This window comes from Saccharopolyspora sp. (genome assembly GCF_017434145.1).
Taxonomy (GTDB): domain Bacteria; phylum Actinomycetota; class Actinomycetes; order Mycobacteriales; family Pseudonocardiaceae; genus Saccharopolyspora_C; species Saccharopolyspora_C galaxeae.
The window spans coordinates 1-2543 of the sequence record NZ_JAFRFW010000163.1; the positions used below are offsets into that span (position 1 = coordinate 1).

At 67.2% G+C, this 2543-nt stretch carries 2 protein-coding genes; both read right to left on the reverse strand.

Going from position 1 to position 2543, the window contains the following annotated elements; genetic code table 11:
* Positions 1–1056 precede the first annotated feature (1056 nt).
* Positions 1057–2040: a site-specific integrase gene (locus IJH84_RS04635; RefSeq protein ID WP_295140623.1), complete on the reverse strand. Its 984-nt coding sequence runs from the start codon at positions 2038–2040 to the stop codon at positions 1057–1059.
* A gap of 65 nt (positions 2041–2105) precedes the next feature.
* A partial coding sequence (locus IJH84_RS04640; protein ID WP_295140619.1) for a hypothetical protein occupies positions 2106–2543 on the reverse strand: 438 nt, incomplete at its 5' end.

Below are 2543 nucleotides of genomic sequence, written 5' to 3' on the forward strand. Positions count from 1 at the left end.
CGCATGCTCCGAGGATCGCCCCTCCCCGTTTCCCTGGTTTGAGCTCGGTGTTACACGCGAGTCACAACCTCCGTGCGGCGTACCGGAACGATCCGCAGGAACCGGCGAGAGCGGCGGGGACACGCGCCGCCTGGAGGGGTTGGCGGCTGACGGGGCCTGAGTTGGGCATTGTAACTAAACGGCGTTCAGTCAACTCGCGAATCTCGATGGAGCGGATCGCGTGCTGACACCCAATTTGGTCGAAAATGTCATACCCAATTCCGAATTGCCGTAGTATCTTCACCGCTTCAGCAGGCGGATTGACATCCAGCAATGCCCGGAACGCCTCATATTGGCTGCCGAACTCGTCCCCCACGAGGCCCCGCCCCACAGACATGATGCTTTGATCTTGGTCCGGAAGGAGTATAAACCAGCCTTCGAGCGCCAAGCCCAACCGGCGACCACTTCGCATACCTCAACTCCACCCTTAACTCCAATGGAGCAATTTCGCTATGCGAGCCTACTCTGAATGGCTGACAATGATGCGATTTTCATGGAATACTCGCCATCAGGCACGATTCGTGCTATAGCCAGGGGCTGGCGACACCCCCCGGCGTGCGAGCTCACCGGGAAAGCGGGTTCCTGGCCGGCCTGCCCTCGTACACTCTGGCCACGACGAGGTCAGGTGAGTAGAAAGGTAGAAGCGAACGGTCATCCGGTCAGCGGGGCCAGCGCCCGCACGCTGCACAAGCGCGTGCCGAGGCAGGCCGACCGCGATCGGATCCGGCGATCCGCTGTCGCGTTGGCGGTGACCGCGCCGGGGCGAGCAGCCCGATGATGGCGCAACTATTCGACGAGATGGCTAATCCAACCCAGTACCAGGTCGACGAGCACGACACCGAGGAGTCCTCCGTCGAGTCCGAGCGGCATCAGTCCCGATAGGAGAAGGTTCTTCTCGGCCGGGACCGCGGCGAGCGTCCGGTACGAGCGGCCCGTACCTTTTCGGCGAACAAAGGGCCCCAGCATGCGCAACCTGCCCCCGCGTCAGCCGCGGTGCGAATGCGCCCACGGAATGGGTCATCGTGGGCCTCCCTGCGGCGCGTGGGCCAATGGGTGGGGCTCGCCGGTGAGTGCTGCCAGGGCTGTAGCGACTTCGTCGAGGTTGGCACGGATGTAGGTCGTGGTCGTGCCGGTGTCTCCGCCACTGTCGCTGTGGCCAGCGTAGGCCCGTGCGACAGCGTAGCCGAAGTGGCGTTCAACCCAGGTGAGGGTGGTGTGGCGCAGCCAGTGGGTGCTGATTTGCTGGGTGGCCACCCACGGCAAGTGCCGGCCGAGCCTGGTCCAGAGGTGGTCGTAGCGCCGTGAGATCGGCTGCCCGGAGCGGTACCGCAGCAAGGGTCCACCGTGGACGGTCGCGCCGCGTTCCTTGGCATGTGCCTGCAGGTGCCGCATCAGGGTCGGTGAGACCGGTTGCCAACGGATCGTGTCGCCTTTTTCGTGTAGCGCGATCAGGCACTGGTTCGTGTCCAGATCGTGCGGGCGTAGGGCGAGCACGCCTCCGCGGCGGCAGGCGGTTTCGGTGTGCAGCCGCAGCAGCAGGGTGTCCAGCGCGGGGTCGTTGCCCGTCGTGGCCGCGACCTGGTTGATCTCTTCCAGGCCGGTATCGGGCAGGCCACGGCGCGTCGTCGGCAGTCGGCGTGGTTTCGGTACCCGTCGGGCGGGGTTGTCGGTGTCGGTGATCAGCTCGTCGGCGACGGCGTGGTTGTACAGGCAGCGCATTGCGGCGATGAGGTGTTCGGCGGCGCTGCGGCCGCCGCGGGCGTTGCGGCGCGCGACGACGTGGTCGCGGACGTGCTCGGCGAGTTGTTTGATCTCCAGCGGTGTGGGGTCGTCCAGCCGCCGCTGGCCCCACTGGTCGGCGATCCGCTTCCAATAGGACGCATACACCCGTCGTGTGCCCGGCGAGACGGCGGCGGAGACTTTCGGGATGTAGTCGGCGAAGGTCGGTGCGGCGGGACGCTGCGGGGACAGGCCGAGCAGATCCTCCGGGGACACGCCCATCCGCTCCAGGACGACCCGGGAGGCTTCCAGCTCGGCCGCACCCGCGCCTTCGTGCGAGCCGGTGCTCACGAAGCGTCACCCCCGTCGGCGGGGGAGTGGAAGGCGGTGACCATGGCCTCCAGGGCGGCCATGGTGTAGATCACGAGCAAGTCGTGCTCGGGCGTGGCGGCGAGCAGGACCCGATCGGCGGCCTGCACGTGGCACCAGCGCCGAGCGGAGAGCGGCACCGGGATGTGCCCGCGTCGGGTGAGGGTGCACAGGCCGCCTGGATCCGGCCGGATCGCCAACGTCGCGGCGGAGAGCATGCCGACCTGCAGCCGCTGGCCGGGCCACCATCCCAGTGCGTGGGTCACCGAGCGTTCGGCGATGCGCCCGCGCTCATCGACGGCGGCGATCCGATACACCACGCCCGCCGCACCGGGTGCCGCGGCAAGGTCAGGGATCGGCAGATTCTTCCGCGACGCGCTACCAGAGGTAGCGACCCGCGCCTGAACCCGGGGAAC

Coding starts and splice junctions, on each gene's coding strand:
- IJH84_RS04635 (WP_295140623.1), bottom strand. CDS start 2,040: ATGGGCGTGTCCCCGGAGGATCTGCTCGGCCTGTCCCCGCAGCGTCCC.